General features: G+C 68.9%; 1 protein-coding gene. It reads left to right on the forward strand.

Features of this window, described 5'->3' with window-relative positions:
• Positions 1-2061, forward strand: a 2061-nt coding sequence (locus AC1DU6_RS28610) for a TonB-dependent siderophore receptor (protein ID WP_477861274.1), incomplete at its 5' end; no start/stop codon positions are given.
• Between the last annotated feature and the right edge of the window lie 91 nt (positions 2062-2152).

Raw genomic sequence — 2152 nt, forward strand, 5'->3', positions numbered from 1 at the left:
CTGCCCCAAGTCAGCGTCTCGGGCAAAGCCACCGAGGCCGTGCCCAGCCTGTCCGGCTTCAACGACCCGCCRGCCAAGTTGCCGATGCAAGCGCTGAGCCTGTCGGCGGAGCGGCTGGATGACCTCGGCATCAGCCAGCTCTCGGGCATCACCAAGCTCGACGCTTCCATCTCCGACGCCTACAACGCCGTCGGCTACTGGTCGCAGCTCAAGATCCGCGGCTTCGATCTCGACAACCGCTTCAACCTGCGCCGCGACGGCCTGCCCATCACGGGCGAGACCGCGCTGTCGCTGGTCAACAAGTCCGGCATCGAGGTGCTGAAGGGCAGCTCCGGCATGCAGGCCGGCACCAGTTCGCCGGCCGGCATCGTCAACTTCGTCGTCAAGCGCCCGCTCGCCGAAGACGGCACGGCGCTGATGCTCGAAGCCATCCAGGGCGGCTCGGTGCAGGCCAGCGTTGACCACTCGCAGCGCTTCGGCGCCAACCGCGAGTTCGGCGTGCGCGTCAACCTCGCCGCGGCCCACCTGGACCCGACGCTGCGTGACAGCAAGGGCCGCTCGCACACTGCCGCGCTGGCCACCGACTGGCGCATCAGCCCCGACACCCTCGTCGAGGCCGAGGTCGAATTCAACCGCCAGAGCCAGCCCAGCCAGCAGGGCTTCAGCCTGCTCGGCAACCGCCTGCCCGACGCCAAGAGCGTCGACCCCAACCTGAACCTGAACAACCAGCCCTGGAGCCTGCCCGTCGTCTTCGACAACACGCACGCCTCGCTGCGCGTGCAGCAGAAGCTGGCCGGTGAATGGCGCGCCCAGGCGGCGCTGGGCATCCAACGCCTGCGCACCGACGACCGCCTAGCCTATGCCTACGGCTGTAGCGACGCCAATGGCGATTACTACGCCGACCGCTTCTGCCCGGACGGCAGCTACGACCTCTACGACTTCCGCAGCGAGAACGAGCACCGCGACACGACGGCGCTGGACATCTCCGCCAGCGGCCCCGTGCAGCTCGCCGGCCTGCGCCATGACCTCACCGTCGGTGGACTGAGCAGCCAGTTCAAGAGCCGCTTCCAGCGCCAGGCCTACAACTACGCGGGCACCGGCAACGTCGACGGCAGCGCCGTGACGCCCGCCGCGCCGGATCTGACGGACGAGAACACCAACCGCGACGAGCGCAGCAACGAGCTCTACCTGCGCGACCGCGTCGCCCTGAGCGCCGACACCAGCGCGTGGCTGGGCTTGCGCCACACCCGCCTGCATCGCGAGAGCGTGCGAACCGACGGCTCGCGTGCGACCGACTACTCACAGGGCGTCACCACGCCCTGGATCGCGCTCAGCCACGCCATCGCCAGCGACTGGCTGCTCTACGCGAGCTGGGGCCAGGGCATCGAAAGCGAAGTGGCGCCCAACCGCAAGCGCTTCGTCAATGCCGGCCAGGCGCTGCCCGCGCTGAAGAGCCGCCAGACGGAAATCGGGCTGAAGACCGGCACACAGCGCGTCGAAGGCTCGCTGACCGTCTTCGACATCCGCCGCCCCGCGTGGCGCGACATCGTGCTGCCCGGCTTCACGGAATGCAGCGCCGACAACAGCTGCGAGCGCCGCGCCGACGGCTATGCCCGCCATCGCGGCGTGGAAGCCAGCGCCGATCTGAAGTGGAGCGGCGGCGGCCTGTTCGCCAGCGCCATGCGCTTGCAGGCGCGCCGCCAAGGCAGCGCCGACGCCAGCCTCAACGGCCTGCTGCCACCCAATGTGCCGGAGACCACGCTCAAGGCCCACGTGCGCCAGGACCTGTTGCCTGGCCTGCAAGCCCAGCTTGGCTTGCGCCACGAGGGCAGCCGCTTCGCCACGCCCGACAACAGCATCGCGGTGCCGGCGTGGACTGTGGCCGATGCGGGCCTGCGCTACATGCAGGGCGTGGGCAACCAGACCTGGATCTGGCGCGTGGCCGTCGACAACCTGACCAACCGCCGTGCCTGGCGCGAGTCGCCGTGGCAGTTCGAGCACAGCTACCTCTACCCGCTCGCACCGCGGACTTTCCGCACGAGTCTCGAGGTCCGGCTCTGAGGCCCCCGAAAGAACTGCTATAGTCACGGGCTCTGTTCCTCGATAGCTCAGTCGGTAGAGCGCCGGACTGTTAATCCGTAGGTCCCTGGTT

Source organism: Roseateles sp. P5_B10 (genome assembly GCF_056400485.1).